The 22026-nt window shown below is 70.0% G+C and carries 17 protein-coding genes and 3 pseudogenes; 11 read left to right on the top strand and 9 right to left on the bottom strand.

The genetic code is table 11. From position 1 onward, the window contains the following. Nucleotides 1-311: 311 nt before the first annotated feature. The 3 genes from WJ438_RS39870 to WJ438_RS39860 are packed head-to-tail and all read left to right on the top strand — an operon-like array spanning nt 312 to nt 2583. Nucleotides 312-644: a transposase gene (locus WJ438_RS39870; protein ID WP_406729449.1), complete on the top strand. Its 333-nt coding sequence runs from the start codon at nt 312-314 to the stop codon at nt 642-644. Next, nucleotides 641-1114 carry an IS3 family transposase gene (locus WJ438_RS39865; protein WP_406729448.1) on the top strand — a complete coding sequence of 158 codons (474 nt, stop codon included), beginning with the start codon at nt 641-643 and terminating at the stop codon, nt 1112-1114. Before WJ438_RS39870 ends, WJ438_RS39865 begins: the two co-directional genes overlap by 4 nt. A gap of 59 nt (nt 1115-1173) precedes the next feature. Then, entirely contained in the window at nt 1174-2583 is a 1410-nt protein-coding gene (locus WJ438_RS39860) for an IS1380 family transposase (protein ID WP_406729447.1), read from the top strand. Nucleotides 2584-2817: 234 nt separating this feature from the next. Here the strand turns inward: WJ438_RS39860 and WJ438_RS39855 are convergent, their stop codons facing one another. Further along, the gene (locus WJ438_RS39855; RefSeq protein WP_406729446.1) at nt 2818-3321 is read right to left on the bottom strand and encodes a GNAT family N-acetyltransferase; all 504 of its coding nucleotides are present in this window, start codon (nt 3319-3321) and stop codon (nt 2818-2820) included. A 200-nt stretch (nt 3322-3521) separates the two neighbouring features. Here WJ438_RS39855 and WJ438_RS39850 point away from each other — a divergent pair. Next, nucleotides 3522-4771: pseudogene (locus tag WJ438_RS39850) on the top strand (IS701 family transposase). A 119-nt stretch (nt 4772-4890) separates the two neighbouring features. On the opposite strand, the gene WJ438_RS39845 reads toward WJ438_RS39850, so the two are convergent. Further along, a complete protein-coding gene (locus WJ438_RS39845) occupies nt 4891-8145 on the bottom strand; it encodes a CHAT domain-containing protein (protein WP_406729445.1) in 3255 nt (1084 codons plus the stop codon). 115 nt (nt 8146-8260) lie between these two features. On the opposite strand from WJ438_RS39845, the gene WJ438_RS39840 reads away from it, so the two are divergent. After that, on the top strand, nt 8261-8740 hold the full coding sequence (locus WJ438_RS39840) for a hypothetical protein (RefSeq protein WP_406729444.1): 480 nt from the start codon (nt 8261-8263) through the stop codon (nt 8738-8740). A 28-nt stretch (nt 8741-8768) separates the two neighbouring features. Here WJ438_RS39840 and WJ438_RS39835 read toward each other — a convergent pair whose 3' ends face one another. Further along, nucleotides 8769-9656, bottom strand: coding sequence for a hypothetical protein (locus WJ438_RS39835; protein WP_406729443.1), 888 nt, complete (start codon nt 9654-9656; stop codon nt 8769-8771). Nucleotides 9657-10025: 369 nt separating this feature from the next. Between WJ438_RS39835 and WJ438_RS39830 the strand changes: the two genes are divergently transcribed. After that, complete coding sequence (locus WJ438_RS39830) at nt 10026-11204, top strand: ISAs1 family transposase (protein ID WP_406729442.1); 1179 nt, start codon at nt 10026-10028, stop codon at nt 11202-11204. On the opposite strand, the gene WJ438_RS39825 is transcribed toward WJ438_RS39830, so the two are convergent. Then, on the bottom strand, nt 11153-12094 hold the full coding sequence (locus WJ438_RS39825; RefSeq protein WP_406729441.1) for a transposase family protein: 942 nt from the start codon (nt 12092-12094) through the stop codon (nt 11153-11155). The genes WJ438_RS39830 and WJ438_RS39825 overlap by 52 nt on opposite strands. Before the next feature lie 127 nt (nt 12095-12221). Beyond that, nucleotides 12222-12731: a DUF664 domain-containing protein gene (locus WJ438_RS39820; RefSeq protein ID WP_406729440.1), complete on the bottom strand. Its 510-nt coding sequence runs from the start codon at nt 12729-12731 to the stop codon at nt 12222-12224. A gap of 169 nt (nt 12732-12900) precedes the next feature. Between WJ438_RS39820 and WJ438_RS39815 the strand changes: the two are divergent. The 4 genes and pseudogenes from WJ438_RS39815 (at nt 12901) to WJ438_RS39800 (ending at nt 15274) form a co-directional block, all read left to right on the top strand. Continuing rightward, a pseudogene (locus WJ438_RS39815) lies at nt 12901-13583 on the top strand (transposase). Nucleotides 13584-13851: 268 nt separating this feature from the next. Beyond that, nucleotides 13852-14634 carry a transposase family protein gene (locus WJ438_RS39810; protein ID WP_406729439.1) on the top strand — a complete coding sequence of 261 codons (783 nt, stop codon included), beginning with the start codon at nt 13852-13854 and terminating at the stop codon, nt 14632-14634. Nucleotides 14635-14741: 107 nt separating this feature from the next. Further along, nucleotides 14742-14996 (top strand): hypothetical protein, encoded by a 255-nt coding sequence (locus WJ438_RS39805; protein WP_406729438.1) that lies wholly within the window; start codon nt 14742-14744, stop codon nt 14994-14996. After that, the gene (locus WJ438_RS39800) at nt 14993-15274 is read left to right on the top strand and encodes a hypothetical protein (protein WP_406729437.1); all 282 of its coding nucleotides are present in this window, start codon (nt 14993-14995) and stop codon (nt 15272-15274) included. Before WJ438_RS39805 ends, WJ438_RS39800 begins: the two co-directional genes overlap by 4 nt. Nucleotides 15275-15675: 401 nt before the next feature. Here the strand turns inward: WJ438_RS39800 and WJ438_RS39795 are convergent, their stop codons facing one another. The 4 genes and pseudogenes from WJ438_RS39795 to WJ438_RS39780 all read right to left on the bottom strand — a co-directional run. Then, nucleotides 15676-17130: a hypothetical protein gene (locus WJ438_RS39795; protein ID WP_406729436.1), complete on the bottom strand. Its 1455-nt coding sequence runs from the start codon at nt 17128-17130 to the stop codon at nt 15676-15678. A 628-nt stretch (nt 17131-17758) separates the two neighbouring features. Next, nucleotides 17759-18535, bottom strand: a complete 777-nt coding sequence (locus WJ438_RS39790; RefSeq protein ID WP_406729435.1) for a CU044_5270 family protein — start codon at nt 18533-18535, stop codon at nt 17759-17761. A 448-nt stretch (nt 18536-18983) separates the two neighbouring features. Further along, nucleotides 18984-19532 carry an RNA polymerase sigma factor gene (locus WJ438_RS39785; RefSeq protein WP_406729434.1) on the bottom strand — a complete coding sequence of 183 codons (549 nt, stop codon included), beginning with the start codon at nt 19530-19532 and terminating at the stop codon, nt 18984-18986. Between the two features lie 668 nt (nt 19533-20200). Beyond that, nucleotides 20201-20659 (bottom strand): annotated as a pseudogene (locus WJ438_RS39780) (transposase); the annotation flags it as partial. Nucleotides 20660-20732: 73 nt separating this feature from the next. Between WJ438_RS39780 and WJ438_RS39775 the strand changes: the two are divergent. Then, nucleotides 20733-21964 (top strand): IS3 family transposase gene (locus tag WJ438_RS39775; RefSeq protein ID WP_406729433.1). Its coding sequence is split into 2 segments (ribosomal slippage): nt 20733-21054 and nt 21054-21964, totalling 1233 coding nucleotides; the frame shifts between segments, so codons are not numbered across the junction. Nucleotides 21965-22026 lie beyond the last annotated feature (62 nt).

Genomic DNA, 22026 nt, shown 5'->3' with positions numbered 1-22026 from the left:
CGCACGGCGGGTTCGGCGAGAGGTCCGGAGAGACGGACCGGGAGCAATCCCGGCACCGCGCTCCGGGCCTACTCAGCGGAGTGGTCGCGTAGCGTCACTTCGGTGTTCGATTGGGTCCCGATCGATCAGCTTGCACGCTTGCCCCGTAACCTCCGCCTATGACTGGTGATCCGTTCGAGTGCCGTTGTGTTCTCTGCGATGACTACGGTGACCGTGGCGAGGCCGACCAGATGGACCTGACGATCTGAGGCTGCCCCCGGGATGTGGACACCCTGACAATGGATCTTGTTGATCCGAGGAAGGATGTCCTAGTGGGACGCAAGTCTCCGTATACGGCGGAGTTCAAGAAGGATGCTCTGGCGCTGTACCGCGCGGCGGGTGGGAAGCGGACGTACGTGGCGGTCGCGGCGGATGTCGGCATCAGCGGTGAGACGCTGCGTAACTGGGTGCGGGCCGATGACGGCCGCCGAGCCGGTGCGGCCGGCGTTGATTCCGGCGGCCGCGCGGGTGGCGACGAGCGTGACGCGGAGCCGGCGCGGTTGCGGGCGGAGAACGCGCGGTATGCCAAGGCGGAGAAGGAGTGGCAGCTGGAGCGGGAGATCCTGCGCCGGGTGGCCCGGTATTTCGCCCGGGAGATGAAGTGAAGGCCCCCGCTTGGGGCTTCATCTCCGCCCATGCCGAGCGGTTCGGCATCAAGCGGATGTGCCGGGTGCTCGAGGTGTCCCGGTCCGGCTACTACCGGTGGATCGCAGGCACCCAGGCGCGTGCGGCTCGCCAGGCCGAGGAAGACGCGCTCGTCGAGGAGATCCGGGAGATCCATGCCGAGTCCAAGGGTGCCTATGGGGCGCCGCGCGTCCATGCCGGGCTCCGTGCCTTCGGGCACACCGTCAATCACAAGCGGGTCACCCGGTTGATGTCCGGGAACGACATCGTCGGGCGGCACCTGCGGCGGGCCACCCGCACCACGGTCCCCGACCCGGCCGCGTCGCCGGCCCCGGACCTGCTCGGGCGCGACTTCACCGCCGAGAGTCTTGATCAGCGCTGGCCTCGGTGTTTCACCATGAATTCCCAGGGTGGTGACGTTGCGTCACGAACTGCAAAAGGTGCCCCGTGACCTGCGATGATCCGGCTTGTCTAAGGCTTGGATCATGAGCGGGTGGGGGCACCTTTCACGTGCAGGGTAGCGAGTGGAGCCGGAATCTGGCGATGTCGGGGGACGGGAAGGGGCAGGTCGGGCATGTGGGCGGGGTGCATCTGCGGCTGCTCGCGGAGCGGACGGGGCTGACCGGGGCACTGTCGGCGGCGCTTGCCCGGCCGGGGTTCGTGCCGCTGCACGACCGGGGGCAGGTGATGGTGGACCTCGCGGTCGCGATCACCCTGGGCGCGACCTGCATCCGTGACATCCGGCTGCTGGAGCATCAGCGGCCCATCTTCGGCGCGGTCGCTTCTCACCCCACCGTGTGGCGGGTGCTGAAAGAGGCCGATGAGCAGGGACTTTCCCGGATCGAACGGGCCCGTGCGACGGTGCGGCGTCGCGTGTACGAACTGCTCCGCGACCGGCCCGAGGGTTTCCCCGAGGCGGAGGCCGAAGGGGTGCCGCTGACCGGCTGGACCGTGATCGACAGCGACGGAACGCTGATCCCGGCACCGTCGGAGAAGGAGGGGGCCCACGGCACCTACAAGGGCTTCCTCGGACATCATGTGTTCGTCGCCGCCTGTGACAACACCGGCGAACAGCTGGCTGCGACCCTGCACCCGGGCAACGTCAGCGCCAACGACGCCGAGGTGAACATCGACATCCTGACCCGGGCGGTGGCCCAACTGCCCTGGTGGCGGCGTCAGAAGATCCTCTTCCGGGTGGACGGGGCGGGCTTCTCCCACCAGCTGATCGACTGGATCGCCTCCGCGGGCGGCCGCCAGAGCCCCACGTTCCGCTGGGAGTACTCCGTCGGCTGGGCCTTCACCGCACGCGAACAGGCCGCCATCGAGATCTGCGACAAGCAGGGCCTGTGGCAGCCAGGCGGCGGCCCGGATGGCGGCGTGCGCGAGAACGCGTTCGTCGCCGACATCACCGCCCTGCTCGGCAACCTGCCGGGCTGGCCCCCGCACCACCGGGTGATCGCCCGCAAGGAACCCCTCCACCCCCGCTACGTCAAGGACGCCAGCGCCTACGAGATCAAGCACGAGGCGCGCTACCAGACCTTCGCGACCAACCATCGCCGGGGGCAGATCGCCCACTTGGACGGCCGGCACCGCAAGCACGCCAGGGTCGAGCCCAAGATTCGCGATCAGAAGGCTTCCGGGATCGGCCTGTTGCCCTCGCGCGAGTTGAACGTCAACGCCGCCTGGCTCACCGCCACCACCCTCGCCGCCGATCTCCGCTGCTGGTTCCAACTCCTCGCCCTGGACAGCGAGATGGCCAGGGCCACTCCGAAGACGTTGCGCTACCGCGTCCTCCACGTGCCCGCTCGCCTCGTCCGCGGCCAGCGGAAACGACGCCTGAAACTTCCCGACACCTGGCCCTGGGCCGACAGCATCATCCGCGCCTTCCGGCGCATCCTCGCTCTGCCGTACCCCACCTGACCAGAACGAACGATCACATCGAGCGCCGAGAGGGGGCCACCAGCAGGCCGGGCCCGTGGAACCCGGCGTCATCCGGCACGCCAGCCGACGCGCACCCCTGACCGGCACCGTCCCCGGGCAGGAATCAACGCGCCATCACGGACGCAAGATCAACCGACTGCCGCTGTGAAACAGCGAGGCTGGCGCTCCGCCGGAGCGCACTCGAGCATGAAGCCCCGGGAGCGTGCTCTCGCGTCACGGCAACGAGCGTGTGAGCCAGACCACTTCACCGTTGTCTTCCGTGGAAACGTGATCCCGTTCGAACCCGAGCTTCTCAAGGACACGCAACGACGGTGTGTTCCACGCACCGACGGTCGACCAGAGCCGCTTCCGCCCGGTCGCGACAGCGGCATCGAGCACCGCGCTGGCCGCCTCGGTGGCGTAGCCACACCCATGCACGCGCTGGAACAGCTCATAGGCGATTTCAGGCTCCTCCAGGGTGGAGCGGCCGATGATCAGCCCGCAGTAGCCGATGAAGTCGCCTTCGTCACGGCGCTGGATGGGCAGCAGGGCGATCCCCGTAGTCGCCGTCGCGGTGAGCAGCTCCGCGATGGACGTCCGGATGTGCTCAACCGTGGGGGTCCCCTTGCCGCGTTCGGAGAGGAGGGCGCAGAACTCAGCGGCGTCCGACTCGGCCCACGGCCGCAGTATCAGCCGCTCGGTCTCAAGGTGGAACGGCATCGTCTCGTACGTAGTCATGCCTCCACTCTGTCCCGCGGATCATCACGAACTACAGCTGGAGTACTACTCCAGCCGTAGTTCGGTATCTGGGCTGGTCAGCGGCCTGGTGGCGTGGAGTGTAGCGGGGAGGACGGGTGCACGGGACGGACTTTGCCACCGCGCCCACGAACGAGTGCGTCTGCCGCATGCCCGTGAGCGGGTCCGAGCAATCCCTCGGCATGCTCAACGATGCGCCGACGAGCGCGTGGGACCAGGAACTCGAAGAACTCTTCCTGCGGACCGGGAGCCGCTTCACCCGGATCGAGCCCCGGCGGCGGATGCGGGACTACGTACGCGGCCTGCTCGCCCCGGTCGGCCGCAAGAACAGTCTCCGCAGGGGCCAACCCCCAGGCAGCTCGCCGAGTACGCGGGCCACGCCACCCCGCACGGCCTGCAGCACCTGCTCTCCCACAGCCGCTGGGACGCCGACGGCCTGCGCGACGACCTGCAAGCCTACGCGGCCGAACAACTCGGCCATCCGAGCGGTGTGTTGATCCTCGACGACACCGGCTTCGTGAAGAAGGGCACCACCTCCGCCGGAGTGCAGCGCCAGTATTCCGGCACGGCCGGGCGGACAGAAAATTGCCAGACCGGCGTGTTCGTCGCCTACGCCACCACCCGCGGCCACGCCCTGGTCGACCGCGAGCTCTACCTGCCCAGGTCCTGGACCGACGACCGCGACCGCTGCCGGGCCGCCCGCGTCCCCGACGACCGTGCCTTCGCCACCAAGAACGACCTCGCCCGCGACATGATCCGTCGCGCCCTGGCCTCCCCGCTTCCCATCGCCTGGGTCACCGCGGATTCCGCCTACGGACAGGACTCCCGCTTCCGGCGCTTCCTGGAAGACGCCCAGCTCGCCTACGTCGTCGCCGTCCCCAAGTCACAGCAGGTGAACGGCCCGCGCATCGACCATCTCATCGCCCAGGCCCCCTCTGAGGCATGGCAGCGTCTGTCGGCGGGGCCGGGAGCCAAGGGCGAACGGTTCTACGATGGGGCCGCCGCCCGTCTGCCCGCCGTGGCCGAGCCCGACGGCGACGAGCCGACCCGGCAGCGATGGATACTTGCACGCCGCAGCATCGGCAAGCCCGACGAGATCGCCTACTACCTCGCCTGCGCCCCACTGGAGGCCACCGTCGCCGACCTGGTCCGTGTCGCCGGCTGCCGCTGGAAGATCGAGGAGTGCTTCCAGAGCGCGAAGAACGAGTGCGGCCTGGGCCAGTACGAGGTCCGCCGCTACACCGGCTGGTATCGGCACATCACGCTCGCCATGCTCGCCCACACCTTCCTCGCCGCCATGGCCGTACAGGAACGCGAAAAAGGGGTGCCGAAGCCGACACACCCGACCTCGTGGACCTCACACCGGCCGAAATCCGTCGTCTGCCGGCAGCTGAACCCCGCCGCCGTCCTGCGTGCCGCGACCACGCGGTGAACTGGTCCCGATGACGGTGCCGCCACCAGGCACGTGCCCGACGCTGTCATGACATGCGGCGCGGGCACCCGTGGGTGGGACGGCCGGCCCAAGACCGTCCCACCCGTGCCGCACCCCCGCTACACTTCCCACCGCCAGGCCGTTGACCAGGGTAAATACAGAAGTCCGGCTGGAGTACTAGCCGCCGAGGTGGATGTGCGCGGCCCAGCGTGACGGCTTGTCCGGCGCGTCCGTGCGGAGGCCGTGGACGGCGCGATGGAGGATCGTGGCGGCGTTGTCGGGGTCGAAGGACGGGGCAGGCCGGTGTAGAAGTCATCCGCGATGCGTCCGGCGGCGCTGTCCACGACCGGCCAGAGCGTGCCGATGACGTCGCGGTAGCCGGCGAGTTGGAAGGCGGTGGCGATGTGCACGGCCTCGTCGGCAAGTCGCTCGTTCGAACGTGCCGTCTCGCAGGCCGACAGGTAGGCCAGTCTGCCGTGGGGAACGTTCAGTGCCGCCAGTTCGATCGTGGTGAGTGGGGCCGAGTCGTGATCGTGCAGCAGCAGCCGGTTGAGGGACGGGGACCGGGGGTCGGTGACCGCGTGGCAGGCGAAGTGGGCGATGGTGTGTCCGGGCAGCGCCCCGAGAACGGCGTCCCGGGTGGCCTGGGCACCGGTGAGCGAGGTCAGGTCCGGCGCGAGCTCGGCGAGACGCTGTGCCTCGAACCGGGCACCCGGCAGGGCACGCGTCCCGGGCGCCTCGCTCACCTCGACGACCAAGACCTTGTTGCAGCCGGGCGCGGGCGTGCCCGCTTCGGTGGTGTGGCGGTCGTCGTTGGGCTGGAGCGCGTGCACCGTGGAGGTGTACGAGGAGACCACGTGGTCCATGACCGTGGCGCAGGCGTCCGGGCCGGCGCCACCGTGTCGGCCCGCGGCATGCAGCGGCAGGAACGCCGCCGCCCCGACCGGGCACCACCAGATCCGGGGGGCGTCCTCCGTCGGGCGTGGCGAGGGAGACAGCAGGCCGAGCTCGTCCAGGACTGGTTGGCCGATGTGTTCCCACAGCCAGGCCAGGTGATCGAGCAGCCGTGCCTCGTCCGGCCGAGACGGACCGGTGGACGTCCGTTGCGCGGCGAGCGGCAACCGCTGGAAGGCATGGGCCCGCTCGCGCAGTTCGGCGTAGTCGCAGTCCAGCCGCAGGGCGCGGACGGGGGCGTCGCGAGTGAGGATCAGCGCGTCGCACCGGAACGGGCTGGGGTTGACCAGCACGACCGGTCCACCCGCCGGCCGACGGCGCAGGGACTCGATCGTCGGCGGGAGCAGGAAGCCTTCCAGGCCGGGAAAGGCGCGGATCCGGGCCAGCAGAGCCTCCCATTGCCCGACGAGCTCTCGGTGCCGCTGGGCCCTGCCGCCGTGCCGGGCCGCCGCCGGGACGCTCCTGAGGTTCCCGTGGTTTCCGTGCACCCCATGGTTTTCGTGGTAGAGGTCGACGCTCGTCTGGTCGGAGGCATTGAGCAGTTCCCTGAGCCGGACGAATTCCCCGGCCGCCGCCGGGTCGGCGCGGCGCAGCTCGCCGAGGTCGTCGCGGCCGCCCATTCCTTCGCGCAGCAGCAGGCCGCGCGCATGCTCCAGCAACAGCAGGGCGTGCTCGGGTCGGCCGAGGTTGAGGGCCGCCGACGCGGCCTCGGCCGGAAGTCCCGCCAACTCGGCGAGCCCGTACTCGCGGTCGGGGCGCAGCAGTTGCCGCGGGGCGATCTCCGGCAACCAGGCTACGGCCTTCTCGTACGCCGCCAGCGCGGCCTCGGCCTCGAGCCAGGCCGACATCGCCGCCCGGCCGAGGTACAGGTGCGCGATGACGCGGTTCCGCGAAGTGGTCGCCGATGCCTCCAGTTCTGCGCAGCAGCGGCGCATCTCCCGCAGGACGTCCGAATCGGCGGAGCGCTGCGCGAGTGCCCGGACCAGGGAGAGCAGGGCTGTCGCACGGGCCGTCGTGCCGGCCGCCGCGGCCGCGACGCCGTCACGGGCGGCCTGTACGGCCTCCTCCATCGCCGCGGGGTCGCCGGTGAGTTCGAAGAGGGTGCGGGCGGCCACGCTGAGGTTGCTCAGCCGTCCGCCGCGTTCCGTGTCGTCGTGCGGGTTCGCTACCACCGCCTCCCTGGCCACCCGGACCGCTTCCCGCAGGGCCGGTACAACGTCGATCTGCGGCACCGATTCCCCTCCACCGGTGCTGCCCTCGGCAGACCCGGCATACAGTCCCTGGGACAGGATGTGCAGTGCGTTGCCGAGGTCGCTCAGCCAGCCCGCCCGCTGGGAGGTGCCGGCGGGACTCAGTTCCACGGCCTCGCGGGAGGCCGCGACCGCTTCCAGGAGCGCCTGCCTGTCCCCGGTCCGTTTGAACAGCTCCTGGTCGACTGCGCTCAGATTGCCGAGACACCGGGCGCGCTTGGCGTCGTCCGGCCCGGCCTGGGCGACGGCCTCCCGGCTGACCTGCACCGCCTCGTGGAGTGCGTCGAGTTCCCGGGTCTCCTCGAACAGCGTGCGCAGCGCGATCCCAAGGCCGTCCAGACAGGACGAGCGGTCCGGATGCCCGTCCGGCGCCGCCTCGACCGCCTGCCGAGCGAAGGCCACCGACTCACGCAACGTCGCCAGCGACCGGCCCTGCCGAACGAACAGGGCATGCAACGAGTTGCTCAGGTTGTTGAGGCACGTCGCACGATGCTCGTCCCCGGACGGGCACCTCTTGACCGCCCGCCGCCCCACGGCGACGGCCTCCACCAGCCACTCCTGCTGTCCCGTCAGCAGGGCGAGCGTGCGCAGACTCCTCCCAAGATCACCAAGGAATGCCCCGACGTCGGGATCGTCGGCCGGGACGGAGGCCACCCTCTCCCGGTCCAGCGCGACGAGCTCCTGCAGAACGGCCGTGTCCTCGGTGCGCTCGAACAACTCGGCCAGGCCGCCGATCAGGGCCTCGCGGAAGGCCGGACGGTAGGCGGGGTCGGCCGCAGCCTCCCTGGCGAGGGGAACCACATGGGCGAGCAGGCCGGGCCGGCGGGGCCTGGACACGAGCTCCACCACGACGTTCTGCAGGTTGTGCCGGTGCAGGCCCCGGGCCGGGTGCTCCTCGGAAAGGCTCTGTGTGATCAGCTTGTTGACCTCCAGGAGCCGGTCGAGGGCGGCGGTGTCCCACGTCCACTCGTACTGGAGGCACAGGGCGGCGCTCAGGTTGCTGAGGCACGCCGGCCGGTCCGGGTGGTGGGGCGACATGAGCTCCAGAACATTCTCGAACGCACGGCGCGCGGTTTTCAGCTTCTTGACGCTGCGTCTCCTGCGGGCGCGTTGCAGCAACCACAGAGCGCGGCGGGCGAGCTGATTGTGCTTCATCAGCAGTTCGGCCACCCCGTCCCCTTCCCTCGCACGGTACTTGCCGCCTTCACGCTTCGCCTTGCGCCGATCCGGCCTGTGGTGCACGCTGACGCGACGGCCCACCGGTGATCACCCGTGAGAGGTGAGGATGACAGGCGACGCGTCGAAGTTCCCGTGCCCGTCCTGCGGCCACCAGCGCACGCCCGCGCGCTGCTGGAACTGCGACCTGGGCGACAGCAGCGAACGCATCGGGGTTTTGGACCTGGCGACGGCGGTCGTGACCACCGCGGCACTGCAACCCTTCCTCTCCGCCATCGCGACCAAGGCCGGCGACGAGGTCTGGCCCAAGATCGCCGGCCTGGTCCGCCCCGGGCGACGCGAGGAGGCCGACGCGGGCCTCGCCGAGGCCGAACGCCTCGAGATCATCGCGCGGGAGGGCCGGTTGGTCATCAGGATGCCCAAGCGGCTGCCACCGGAGGCCGCCCGGGATCTGCGGGACGTGGTGGCCGCGCTGGAGGAGGCCGACGGGTGCTTCCGGATCTCCTACGACGCCGCGTCCCGGTCGTGGGACATCGCTCCCACCAACCACGAGGGCGGACGGCCCGAGGACGGGTCCCCGGACGCCTGACCACGTCCCACTACCGCCGTACGCCCGGTCAGCCGACACCGCCGACCCGCCCCGCCAGAGAGCCCGCGACCACTGTCCCCACAATGATCCCCAGAGCCAGCCCCGCCGGGCTGCTCCACAGTGAATGCGCGGCCCAGGTCAGCGCGCCCACGACCAGCGGGCCGAACCAGACCGGCGACCGCTGCCGGAACGGCACCATGCTGAAGGTCGTGGCCAGCAGGGCGAGCGCGAACGCCGTCAGCGCCATGCCGAGGAAGACACCGCGCGCCTGGCCGAAGCCCTCGCTCCCGAGCACGTAGCCGAGCACACCCCCCGCGACCGTACCGGCTGCGACCAGCAGTATGGCCACTGTGTCGTGGCTCTCCACATAGTTGCGGGGGCTGTGTGCGTGCACGGCCTGCCAGCCGCCCACGAACAAATCGGGGAACGTCGACGCGCCGACGAACGCGCCGATCACCGCGCCGTTCCAGCCCGCCAACAGCCAGCCGAGGAACAGGCCGCCCAGCAGTCCCACGACGACGCCGGGCACGCTCATGTGCGTGCCGCCCTGCTCCCCTGGCTCGGCAGAGAGCCGAGGAAAACCGGCATACGGCTCGTGGACAACGAAGCCCGTCCTCGGCTGGGGCGCGGACGGGCTTCCTCGCTCAGAGACGTGATCGGCCGTGTGCACGATGCGCTGCGCCTCGCGCGGCGGGACCAACAGCGCGGTCAGGACCTTAAGCAGGAATCTGTCGCGCTGGTCGTCCGTGTCCGGTCCGGCATGGCTGACGCCGCCCCAGACGGTGACCCCCCTCAGCCGTACATATCCCAGCGTCTGGAACGCGTTCTCCTCCGGCAGGTAGACGTACAGCAACGGCAGGTCGGCGTCGCGGTCGATATGCAGTACCGACATCCGGTATTGGCTCGCAAGGGACACGACGCATCACCTTCCCCCTCAGGTTCAGCCGGTCTTTGTAGGGTGCCAGCCGGAAGACGGCCGGAACAGGCAATCGCAGTGAATGCGGGCACCTAACGAGCTCGTGCACGATAAGCGGTGGGGCGTCGGGGCCTTCGAGGGGGCTCCGTGTTCACATCTGTTGTGCCGGGTTCAGGTCTGCCATCTGCTGATGTGACAGCAGAGCGGCTACGGCCTGGACCAGGGCTGATGCGTTCTCATCTGGCGAGATGAGCTGATCGCCTGAGTACGCGCCGCTGCATGCGGTTCGCCCGGTTCGGCAACGAGAGACGCGACCCCTGATGATCAAGGTTGTCGAAGCCTTTGATCACGAACAGGGGTCGCGTTCGCGTGCCATCTTCCCTGATCGATGTCCTGCAGCGCCACTGCGAGGACATCGACTCCGCCTGCCCGGATCCGGAACCGCAGCAGTTCACCTCCCTGGCCGAGGTGCTGGGGCGGGTACCCGATCCCCGCCGGGTCCGGGGCCGCCGCTACCGCCTGGGCTCCCTGCTCGCTCTGTGCCTGGTCGCTGTCCTCGGCGGAGCCACGTCCCTGGCCGCCATCGCCCGCTTCGCCGCCGATACCGACTACGACCTGCGTAAACAACTCGGGCTGCCCTCCAGCACGCCGAACGCCTCCACGCTGGGACGGCTCCTCGCCCGCCTGAACGGTGACGCACTGGACGACGCCGTGGGCGCCTGGCTCGCCCGGTACACCACCGACCCGGTCGACAAAGCCGGTGACACGCTGGTCGGCCTGGCCGTCGACGGCAAGACCGTGCGCGGATCCCGCACCGACGGCTCAGCCGTCCACCTGCTCGCCGCCGCGCTCCATGCCTGCCAGACAGTGATCGCCCAGCGCCAGGTCACCGCGAAGAGCAACGAAATCCCCGCCTTCGCCCCACTGCTGGACCGGATCGATCTGGACGGCGTCGTCGTCACCGCCGATGCGATGCACACCCAGCGCACCCACGCCGAGCACGTCATCGCCGCCGGCGGCCACTACCTCCTGGTGGTCAAGGGGAACCAGAAGAAGCTGCGCAAGCAGCTGCGGTGCCTGCCCTGGCGCCAGATCCCGCTGCAGGCCCGCACCACCGGGGCCGGGCACGGCCGCCGCGAGGTCCGCCGTCTGAAGGTCTGCACCGTCCGTCCCGGCCTGCTCTTCCCGCACGCTGTCCAGGCCATAGAGATCAAGCGCCGCCGCACCAACCGCAAAACCGGCAAGGTCGAGACGAAGACCGTCTACGCGGTCACCAGTCTCCCGCCCGAACAGGCCAGCCCGCCGCAACTGGCCGAACTAGTCCAGAATCACTGGTCAGTTGAGGCCCTGCACCACGTCAGAGACGTGACGTTCGGCGAGGACGCCTCGCGAGTACGCACCGGCACCGCACCCCGCGCCATGGCCACCCTGCGCAACCTCGCCATCGGACTCATGCGCCAGGCAGGCTGGACCAACATCGCCGCCGCAGCCGATCACTACCGGTCACGCCCCCAGCACGCGACAGCCATGCTCCGACTCACAGCCTGAGAACGCATCGCCCCTGCGGCCTGGACGGTGCCGCTCATGTGCTCGCGGCGGCCGAGATGGCGGGCGAGCGTCCGCCAGTTCTTCAGGTGGGCGATGCCGTGCTCGACTCGGATGCGGCGCGAGGAGTGTGTCTTCCTCTGTCGCTCGTGCATCTCCTCGTACCACTCGGGGGCATTCTTCTTGAACTTCCGGTGCGGTGGCGTGATCACGCGGCCGCCGGTCTGCGCGCCCAGGCCCTGGTAGCCGGCGTCGGCGAGGATCTCCACCGGGGGCCCTTCGGCCAGCAGTTTCACCAGTCCCAACTGCCGTGCATGGGTGATGTCCGCGCAGCTTCCGGGGCGGGTCGGGCTGCAGAACAGCACACGGCCGTCCTCATCGGTGACCACCATGGTCTTGACGGCGTTCTGCTTGCTCTTGCCGGAGATGAACTTGTCGCGATCTCTGCGCCCGGCAGCCGGCCGCCGGACACGGACTTCCGTTCCATCGATGATGCCGGTCCTGCCACGGGCACCAAGGTGGTCGACGACCTCGGCCAGGGTCCGCAACCGCACGCCGGGGCTGACGGTGCATCCCCGTTCGGCGAGCAGGGGGCGCACCTCGCCGATGGCCCGGGTGATGGTGGAGCGGTCCACGCCGAACCAGCAGGCCAGCACGTCATGCGTCGTCGCGTGGCGGAGATGCACGAGCGTGACCAGGAGCCGGTCGACAAACACCAACTGGTGCTTCGCTCCGGCGCCCACGGCCCGTCTCCGCGGCCGGGACACCAGCTTGGCCTGGTGCCGTTCGTGCCACAACGGACCTATCTCCGCTACCAGTTCGGCGATCACGCCGGCCGACAGACCCGTGATCCTGCGGTCTGTGATGATCGCTGCACGCGTCGAGTTCCTCACCACATGACCATGATCAACGATCAGCGGCCGCCGCCCCACCGCTTATCGTGCACGAGCTCGTAAAGGCTGTCCCGTAATTGGACTGGCGGTGCCTCGTCGGGGCGCTACTCGCCCGTCTTCCCGTCGATCAGTTCTCGGGCGACGTCGAGGTGCCAACGTGGCGGGCGTACTCCTGAAGCAGGTGGAAGAGGATCCGTCCGAGGGAGGGAGCCTGCTCGGGTGCCCGGAAGCGGCCGCCGAGGCGGGCCTTGTCCGCCAGACCGGCAGCCGCGACCAGGGAGGTCGTCGCGGTCACCTCGTCACGGTAGGCGGCCATAACCTCTGCGGTCGGCCTGTCGGCGGGGATGCCCCATTCGGCTTCGTCTCCGCCGGGTGGGTAGGCCAGGACGTCCTCGGCAGCGAATCCCCAGCGTATCCAGCGGCGTTCGACCCAGCCGAGGTGCTGAATCAAACCGAGCGGCGACCAGCCCAGTGGATCGACGGGCGTACGGAGCTGGCCGTCGGACAGACCGGAGATCTTCCGCATGAGCGCCTCGCGGTACCACTCCAGGTAGCCGAAGAGGAGCTCGCGCGCGTCGGAGACGTCGACGCCAGGCCCGTCGAGAAGCGCGGGAACCTGCCCGGAAGACTGCTGCATCCCCCGAACGTAGCGCGGCACGCTGTCCCAACGCAGGACATCGCCCGGCGAATCAAGCACCCGAACCTGTCATGATCTTGGTGTGGCAGCAGTGATCACCGCGTCCGAGCCGTCCTGGATAGCCCCGTTCACCGGGTTGAGCCCCTGCCAGTTCGGCAAGCTGATCACCATGCTGCGCCGCGAGGGCGCGGACGAGGTGCGGCGGGGCCGACCGTGGTCGCTGCCGCTGGAGGACCGGGTGCTGCTGGTCGCCGCCTACTGGCGCACCAACCTCACCCTGCGCCAACTCGCCCCGCTGTTCGGTATTTCGAAGTCGGCCGCCGACCGCATCATCAACCACCTCGGGCCGCAGCTCGCCCTCCAGCAGCGCAAACGGTTCCGCAGGGACACCGTGCTGATCGTGGACGGCACCCTGGTCCCCACCCGCGACCACACCATCGCCGAGCAGTCCAAGAACTACCGGTACTCCACCAACCACCAGGTCGTCATCGACGCCGACACCCGGCTCGTCGTCGCCGTCGGCCGGCCACTGCCCGGCAACCGCAACGACTGCACGGCGTGGGAGCTGTCCGGCGCGAAGGCCGCCGTCGCCCCACCACGGTGATCGCGGACGGCGGCTACCGGGGCACCGGCCTGGTCATCCCGCACCGCCGCGCACCCGGCCAGACCGGACTCCCGGCCTGGAAAGAGGACCACAACCGCTCCCACCGCAAGGTCCGCGCCCGCATCGAGCACGTCTTCGCCCGCATGAAGACCTGGAAGATCCTCCGCGACTGCCGTCTCAAAGGCGACGGCGTCCACTACGCCATGCTCGGCATCGCCCGCCTCCACAACCTCGCCCTCGCCGGGTGACCGGGGAACAACGCTGGTCAACCGGCATGCCGTAGATCATTTACGGGACAACGCTTACGAGCTCGTGCACGGTAGGCGGTGAGGCGTCGGGCTCCTGATCGTCGATCATGGTCGTGTGATGGGGAACGCGACTCGTGCAGCGATCGTCAGTGACCGAAGGATCACGGGCCTGTCGGCCGATGTGATCGCTGAACTGGTCGCCGAGGTAGGCCCGTTGTGGCATGAACGGCACCAGGCCAGGCTGGTGTCCAGGCCGCGGAGACGGGCCGTGGGCGCCGGAGCGAAACACCGGCTGGTCTTTGTCGACCGGCTCCTGGCCACCCTCGTGCACCTCCGACACGCGACCACGCATGACGTGCTGGCCTGCTGGTTCGGCGTGGACCGCTCCACCATCACCCGCGCCATCGGCGAGGTGCGCCCCCTGCTCGCCGAGCGAGGCTGCACCGTCAGCCCCGGCGTGCGGCTGCGGCCCCTCGCCGAGGTCGTCGACCACCTCGGCGCCAGCGGAAAGACGGGCATCGTCGACGGCACCGAGATCCGGGTCCGGCGGCCAGCCGCCGGGCGCAAGGACCGGGAGAAGTTCATCTCCGGCAAGAACAAGCAGAACGCCGTCAAGACCATGGTCGTCACGGACGGGGAGGGCCGCGTGCTCTTCTGCAGCCCGACCAAGCCTGGAAGCTGCGCGGACATCACCCACGCCCGCCAGCTGGGACTGGTCAAACTCCTGGCCCAGGGACCTGCGGTGGAGATCCTCGCCGACGCCGGCTACCAGGGCCTGGGCGCGCAGACCAGCGGGAGGGTGATCACGCCGCCGCACCGCAAGTTCAAGAAGAACGCCCCCGCCTGGTACGAGGAAATGCACGAGCGGCAGCGCAAGGCGCACTCCTCACGACGCATCCGGGTCGAGCACGGCATCGCCCACCTGAAGAACTGGCGGGCCCTGGCCCGTCACCTCGGCCGCCGTGAGCACATGAGCGACACTGTCCAAGCTGTCGCTGGCCTGCTGTCCCACCAGCAGATCACCGACCTGGCATCGGCACCGCAGACGTGAACACAGGGTCCCGCCGAAGTCCTCGACGCCTCGCCGCCTACCGTGCACGAGCTCGTTAGTGATATAGAGGCGTTCCCGTCAGCCAAAATCCGAGGGGGACCGAACACATGAGCGTCGGCTACCGCGTGCACTGGAAAGACTGCCTGCGCGGCTACTACCGCGCCGAGACCGACCCCGAGGAGCTCATCACCAGCGCCACCAACGGCCCGGGCTACCCCGACCCCGACGACACCGTCACCGTCTACAAGAGACGGCAGAGCGGCGACATCCGCCCCTTCGAGGGGATGCACATCACCCCCGAGCAAATCATTGAGACCCTGACCTGGGCCGAGTTCACCGCCCGCCACGGAGAAACCACGTGAGCGAGCTCGTCCGCCGCGCCGAGAGCGTCCCGGCCGACCCCGACCGCCACCTGTCCCCGGCCGCCGTCGCGGCCCTCGCCGCCTCCCGCCCGAAGTCCACCTCCCGCGCCTACCGCGCCGGCCGGGAGGCGTTCACCGCCAGGTGCGCCGGGCACGGCTGCGACCTCTCGGCTTCATGTCAGCAGACCACCTGGGCGGTCTATCGCCTCATGACAGTGGAATCCGGTACCAGTGTCACCCCGGTGTCAGCGGCGGGCCGTCACATACCCTCACCGTGACCAGCGAAAAGACGACGGAAGGCAGCCGCCGGCGACTGCCGACCACTCCACTGACACGAACCCGACACATCGCAATTCCGAAGGGCACCGACAACACACTGGGTGCGGTCCTACTCGCCTGCCGTGAGGCTTCGCAAGGCGCCGGCGACACGGGCCAGGGTGGCGGCGAGACCGGCAGTGGTGTCCAGGGGGCCCGTCCCCGAGGGGCAGATCCCTTCTTCCCGGCCCCGTCAGGGGCCGGGAAGAAGGGATCTCTTATGGTGATGAAGGCCTACTCGCTCGAGTTCAAGGCGGACGCGGTCGCGCTGTACCTGGCGGACCCGAGCCACACCTTCGAGGGCATCGCAAGGATCTGGGGATCAGCCGGGAGGACCGGTCGGACCCACCGTGTCCGGGGTCCGTCAGCGGCGCGGGTGGAAGACGAACTGCCGCCCGGGGCCGTCCGCGGGCAGCGCGAACCCTCCGACGTCCGGCAGCGACACGAACGGGATCTCGGTGCCCTCCGGCAGCGCCTGGATCTTCCCGGTGTCGAGCGGGACGGCGACGGGCACGTTCGCGGAGACCGCGTCGTCGTTCCGGTAGCCGTAGGCGATGCCGTCGTCGCCGACGGACACCAGATGGACGCCCCGGTCGTCGTCGCTCATCCCGGGCGACCGGTCGTCGTCCTCGACGAGGCAGTGCGCCTTGTCCTGCTCGAAGTCCAGGGCGAGGGTGCCCGCGACGGCGTAGCGGCCGTTCGGCGACAGGGCGGGCTGGAAGGGGACGTTCTGCGGCCCGGCCCCCGTGTCGCACACCGTGGACATCGTCAGCTTCCCGGACTTCAGGTCGTGCACGGCCATCACCGGCGTCGCGCCCCAGCCCGCCGCGCCCTTGGGGGTGCTCCAGGAGGAGACGACGTGGTCACCGAGGATCTGCCACACCCGGCCCTCGTCCTCAGCCTTGTACTGGGTGGTGCCCGGCGGAATGGCGTCACGCGACAGCCAGGCCCCGCCGACACCGAAACCGCCTGTGCTCTCCTCGACCAACGGGCCGTCGGGGGAGAGCCCGGCCACCTTGCCCCGGCAGCTGTCCCACCCCTTGTTCTCGCAGACGGGGGGCAGTTCCACCTCCTCGTCCTTGTATGTCTGGACGCGGTTGTCCGAGATGTCGATCGTCGCGGAGTCCTGACCGACCGCCCACGAGGGGGTCCAGCGGACCACGACCCCGTTCCCTCCGTCGTGGACCTCCAGGCCGCTGTTGGCGTCCGCCGGGACGGTCACGGCGGGGGCGGGGGCGACCTCCTTCCCGGCGGAGTCGGCCGGGTAGAAGACGAGGGAGAACGCCCCTGGTTTCTCGTCGGAGGCACCCTCGCCGGGGGCGTCACCAGAAGCGTCACCGGAGGCGGTCTCGTTCTTGCCGTACGCCCACAGGGCGACGTACTCCCGGCCGTCCTCGTCCACGACGAGGAGCTGAGGGGCCGGCTGGGGCTTCGCGCCGGTCTTCCCGCTGTCCGTCGGGGCCGGCGGCTGCCACTCCCGGCTGCTCCACCGGAGCTCGCCGGTGGCCGCGTCGCGGGCCTCGACGACGTAGCCCTCGCCCTTGCGCTGCAGAAAGGCGACGATGCCGGCCTTGGGCGCGGACCCTACCGGCGGGCGGGAGGCCACCTCCGAGTCCTCCTTCGGCAACCAATCGAGGGACGTGTGCCAGCCCTTGGAGGTGTCGAAGCCCTCCGGTGCCTTCACCGACGGCTTCGGGGACGCGGAAACCTCCGGTGAGGAACCGTCCGAGCCGCTCTCCCCCGCCGTACCACCGCTGCCACAGGCCGCCAACAGCCCGGCCGCCACCGCAGTGGCGACCGCCCATCTCACGGTCTTCATCGTGCCCCCTTTTTCGGCTGCGGGAAGCGGACGGACCGCTACACACCCGCACGCACAAGATCGTTAAAAAGCCAGAGAGTACAGCAGGCTTTTGAAGTGGATGCCACAACCACGTATCAGGTGGGCGAAAGGATGATCGTGTGACCCACGGTGCACGCGGCTTCAGCCCGGGCGCCGGTGGGGCGTCCGGTGCGATCTCTCGGCTTCATGCCAGCAGACCACCTGGGGACCCATCGCCTCATGACAGTGAAAACCGATGCCCGTGTCAGCAATGTGACCGGTCCGGTGGTGTTCCCAGGACGGTCTGGGGGGACGCGGACGGCAAGGGCTTGGTCACAACGGCAGCCCGTCGCTGGAGCCCGAGGTAACGCTGACGCTGGACTGGGAGACGTGCGTACGGCCGGCCTGCAGACGGGTGAAGCCGCCGCGGTCGCGGACCGGGTGAAGGCCGATGGCGACCCGGGCCTCGCGGACGCATCCTGCGGAACTTCGCCGTCACACCGTAGCCCCCGGGGCGCGCTGCGCCCCCACGCCCCGTGTCCGCCTGCGCGGGCGGGCACGGGGTCGGCGGGCACGGGTGAGGTCAGCGCTTGTCGGCGGGCTTGACGTCGGTCTCCACGTCCGGGTGTTACCGCTTGTCGGCCGGGAAGTCCTTGTCGAACGGCGGGGCCTGGTCCGTCCACCGCATCGCCGTGTAGGTGACGTAGCCGACGAGCTCTCCCACCCGGTATCCGTTGTGGGCGGAGGTCGCGTACGCCTCCTCCGACAGCGGCAGTCCGGTCTCCCTGTCGAAGATCAAGCGGCGCTTGATCTGTGCTTCGGGCTGCAGGCTCTTGAGCTCCACGGCGTACCCCGGGCGCCCGGACCGGTCGGTGACCTCACCGACGTCCCGCACGCCCGGCAGCGAGGCACGCACCCGGTAGGCCGCGGCCCGCAGCTGCGGGGACACCGGCAGCTCGAGGGCGAGGTTCTCCGCCGTCTCGCCGAGCAACTCCCGCAGGATGTGCTCCGGCGCGTTGTCCTGCTCGTCGACGAGCTGCTCCAGCCGCTCGCGCAGCCGCTCCGGGTCGGTGGGCAGCGACTCCAGTTCCGCCAGGCCGATCTCCGCCCCACCCGAGACCGTGTCCGCGACGCCACCGGGGGCGTCGCCCGCGATCCCGCCCCTGCCGTCCCAGGTGACGATCTCCGGCTCGGGCTCGGGGGGCGCGTCAGCGTTGCGCCCGTTCCTGTTCCACTCGCGCTGGAGGTCGCGTCGGGCGGCCTGGCTGTAGTCCGTCAGGTCCCACTGCTTCGGCGAGCCGTCGGCGCGCCAGGCCTGCTCGTCGGCCGGGGTGGCGGGCCGGGCCCCGGCGTCGATGTGCAGCGTCCAACGCCGGTCGCGCTTGCCGGCCCCTTCGTCAGCCAACTCTTGGACCCGTACCGGACGTAGAGCTTGTAGTCCTTGCCCGGGACGCTTCGCAGCGACGCCATGCGTTCCTCCTGGTACCAGTACGCACCCGAGGTCGCCTCCGTCTTCTCGACGTCGGAGGCGGCCGCGAGCAGGATGCGGGACTCGGTGAAGGCGGTGGCGGGCGCGCCCGCCTCGGGCCGCGGCCCGCCGCCGGGCAGCCCGGCGGTGGTGACGACCAGGGCCGCGGCCGCCACGGCCGCCGCGCCGGCCAGGGCCACGCTCCACGCCGGTCGCACGCCGACGCGGCTCCTTCCCCGTTTCCCCGGTGCCACCTGCGGCTCCCCGGACCGCGCCATGACGCCCTCCAGCTCGGTCCGCCGGACCTCAGGGTCGACCGGCCTGCCGGGATCGAGGTATCCGGGACGGGCATCGGTCAGTCGACGCATCAGCTCGTCGTGCTTCATCACACTTCCTCTCCTGCCGTGCTGAGTCGGGGGCGGACATGGGGGCGTACCGGCGACGCCTTGTCCCGTACCGCCACCGCCCTGGCGAGCCGGTGGCGCGCGCGGTGGAGCCGCACGCGCAGGGTGGCGGCCGTGCAGCCGACGACGCGGGCGGCCTCACGGGCGGTGAGCCCCTGCCACGCGGCCAGGATCAGCACCTCGCGGTCGTCGTCGCCCAGGGACGCCAGGGCGTTGCGGAGCGCGATCCGGTCGGCGACGTCGTCGGCGATGTCGCCCTCGACCGGGTCCGTCCAGTCCCGCAGCTCGGCGGCGAGCGAGGCGCGCCTGCCCTCGGCACGTCCGGCCTCGCGCAGGATGTTGCGGGCCACGCCGAGCAGCCAGGGCAGCGGCGGCTGGGGTATGTCGCCGATACGGCGCCAGGCCACGGTGAAGGTCTCGCTCACCACCTCGTCCGCCACCTGCCGCCCCGCGCGGCTGACCGCGTATGCCCAGACGCGTTGTCGGCAGGTGTCGTACATCGCGGTGAAACGTGCCGCATCATCGGACACGCCGTGCACCTCCGTCCTCCAGGTTTCGTCTGTCACCAGGAAGTGGTGTGCGCCGCCCGATCGTTACAGCATGATCCGAAGAATTCGTGGCGGGCCTCCAGCAGGGGTCACACCGCAGGGGGCCACGCGGGGGCCGTGGACGATCTCGACACGGCCGGCGACCACGCGCTCCCGCCGGTCGGCCCGCTTCCGCTTGCCCCAGCATTCCGAATACTCACCCGATAGGAGTGGCTCTCAAACTCGCTGCCGATCATGGACTTGTGAAGCGGTCCATCATCTCCCGCCGCAGACACTCCAGCTCGGCACGCTCGGCCTCGCGCACACGTCCGCCGGCCGCGGACTGCGCGGGCCGGTCCGACGATGCCGTCCCGCTGCGGCGCCAGCGCGAGACCCAGCTGTGCAGCGTGCCGGGGGTGATGCCCCCGTCCGTTAAGGCAGCACCTGAACAACAATGCCGCCACCAACGAACTCAACGACCCACCGAAAGAAACGCAACCCCCGCCAGCGAGACAACCGGCTCATCCACACGCCTCCCCGCCTGGCCACTGGGCCTCGTCCACGAGGAAGGTGCGGGGGCGTTCGGCCAGCGCGGGGCGCTGTCACGTTGTGGGGTGTGTGAGTGCCTGACGGCGTGTCGGGTGCGGTGAGGCCTGGTCCCGACTCCGTGTTCAAGCTGCGGCAGACGGGCCGGCGATACCGGTGACCTGGTCCCAGACGGCGAAGCGGGTGGTCATCTCGGCGCGGTAGCCGGTGGCGGTCATCAGGTGGCGGCGGGGCCGGAAGTGGGGCGAGATGCCGCTGAACGCGGACAGGAACCGCTGCGCTCCGCCGACGGAGCGGAAGCCCTTCATCGCGCGTTCGCGCCGGCGGGTCGGCTGATGACTGTTCTCTGCCCGGTTGTTCAGGTACTTCGACTGCCGGTGCTCGACGGAGGGCATGACCTCGCGGTGGGCAGCGCCGTAGGAGCGGAGCCTGTCCGTGACGATCACCCGCGGCACCGCGCGCCTCGTCTTCATCAGGCGGCGAAAGAAGCGCCGGGCCGCGGCCTTGTCCCGGCGGCTCTGCACGAGGATGTCGAGCACGTTCCCGTGCTGGTCGACGGCCCGCCACAGGTACGTCAACTCGCCATTGGGACCTGTCCCCGAGCGGTGGACACCTCTGAGCCCGGCCCCGGCAGGGGCCGGGGAGGAGGGACCTCTTATGGTGATGAAGGTCTATTCGCCCGAGTTCAAGGCGGACGCTGTCGCGCTGTACCTGTCGGATCCGAGCCACACCCTCGAGGGCATCGGCAAGGACCTGGGGATCAGCCGGGAGACGCTGCGCAACTGGGTGCGGGCCGAGCGGGCCCGCCGCGGCAAGAGCGGCGCCATGATCAAGAGCACGAAGGACGTCCCGGTGAGCGAGGCCACGAAGGAAGAGCTGGAGGCCGAGATAGCGGCCCTGCGCGCGGAGAACAAGGACCTGCGCAAGCAGAACGCGACCCTGGCCACCGAACGGGACATCCTGTGCAAGGCGACGAAGTTTTTCGCCACCGAGATGAACTGGTGAACCGCTTCAAGTTCATCGAGGACCACCACCGCGCCTGGGGCGTGAAGCGGTTGTGTCACGTGCTGGAGGTCGCCCGCTCCAGCTTCTACAAATGGCGGGCCGGCCGGGAGGCCCGCGCCGCCCGCGAGCGGGCGGACGCCGCGCTCGCCGAGCGGATCAGGGCCGTGCACGCCGAGTGGGACGGCACCTACGGCCGGCCCCGGATCACCGCCGAGCTGCGCGACGACGGTGAGCGCGTGAACCACAAGCGCGTCGGACGGGTCATGCGCAAGTACGGCATCGCCGGGCTGCGGCTGCGCAGGCGCCAGGTCACCACCGTGCCCGAGCCGTCCGCCACGCCCGTGCCGGACCTGCTCGGGCGCGACTTCACCGCCACGGCGGCGAACACCAAGTACGTCGGCGACATCACCTACCTGCCGGTGGGTGACGGCGAGTTCCTGTATCTGGCGACCGTGATCGACTGCTTCTCGCGCCGCCTGGTGGGCTGGTCGATCGCCGATCACATGCGCACCTCGCTGGTCGCCGACGCGCTCCGGGCAGCTGCCGCGACCCGCGGCAGCCTGGCCGGAGCCGTCTTCCACAGCGATCACGGAGCGCAGTACACCTCCCGCCAATTCGCCGATATATGCGCCGAGTTGGGGGTGCGGCAGTCCATGGGCGCGGTCGGCACGAGCGCGGACAACGCGCTCGCCGAGAGCTTCAACGCGGCCCTCAAACGCGAGACGCTCCGCGGCGCCCGCCGCTTCGACGGGGCCCGCGCCTGCCGCCTGGCCGTCTTCCGCTGGACCACCCGCTACAACACCCGCCGACGACACTCGGCGAACGGACAGCAGGCACCGATCGCCTACGAGCAACAGTCGGCTACCCTGACACTCGCCGCATAACGACACGAACAGGTGTCCACCCCTCGGGGACAAGGCCCTGGGAAGTGCACCACCACCCCTAC

Source organism: Streptomyces sp. GD-15H (genome assembly GCF_045291515.1).
GTDB lineage: Bacteria > Actinomycetota > Actinomycetes > Streptomycetales > Streptomycetaceae > Streptomyces.
This window is presented reverse-complemented; position numbering and strand designations above follow the sequence as displayed.

What these genes read in the sequence shown, in the direction of transcription:
- WJ438_RS39855 (WP_406729446.1), bottom strand. Translation starts at nt 3,321, where the DNA reads ATGACTACGTACGAGACGATGCCGTTCCACCTTGAGACCGAGCGGCTG.
- WJ438_RS39840 (WP_406729444.1), top strand. Translation starts at nt 8,261, where the DNA reads ATGACAGGCGACGCGTCGAAGTTCCCGTGCCCGTCCTGCGGCCACCAG.
- WJ438_RS39820 (WP_406729440.1), bottom strand. Translation starts at nt 12,731, where the DNA reads ATGCAGCAGTCTTCCGGGCAGGTTCCCGCGCTTCTCGACGGGCCTGGC.
- WJ438_RS39805 (WP_406729438.1), top strand. Translation starts at nt 14,742, where the DNA reads ATGAGCGTCGGCTACCGCGTGCACTGGAAAGACTGCCTGCGCGGCTAC.
- WJ438_RS39795 (WP_406729436.1), bottom strand. Translation starts at nt 17,130, where the DNA reads ATGAAGACCGTGAGATGGGCGGTCGCCACTGCGGTGGCGGCCGGGCTG.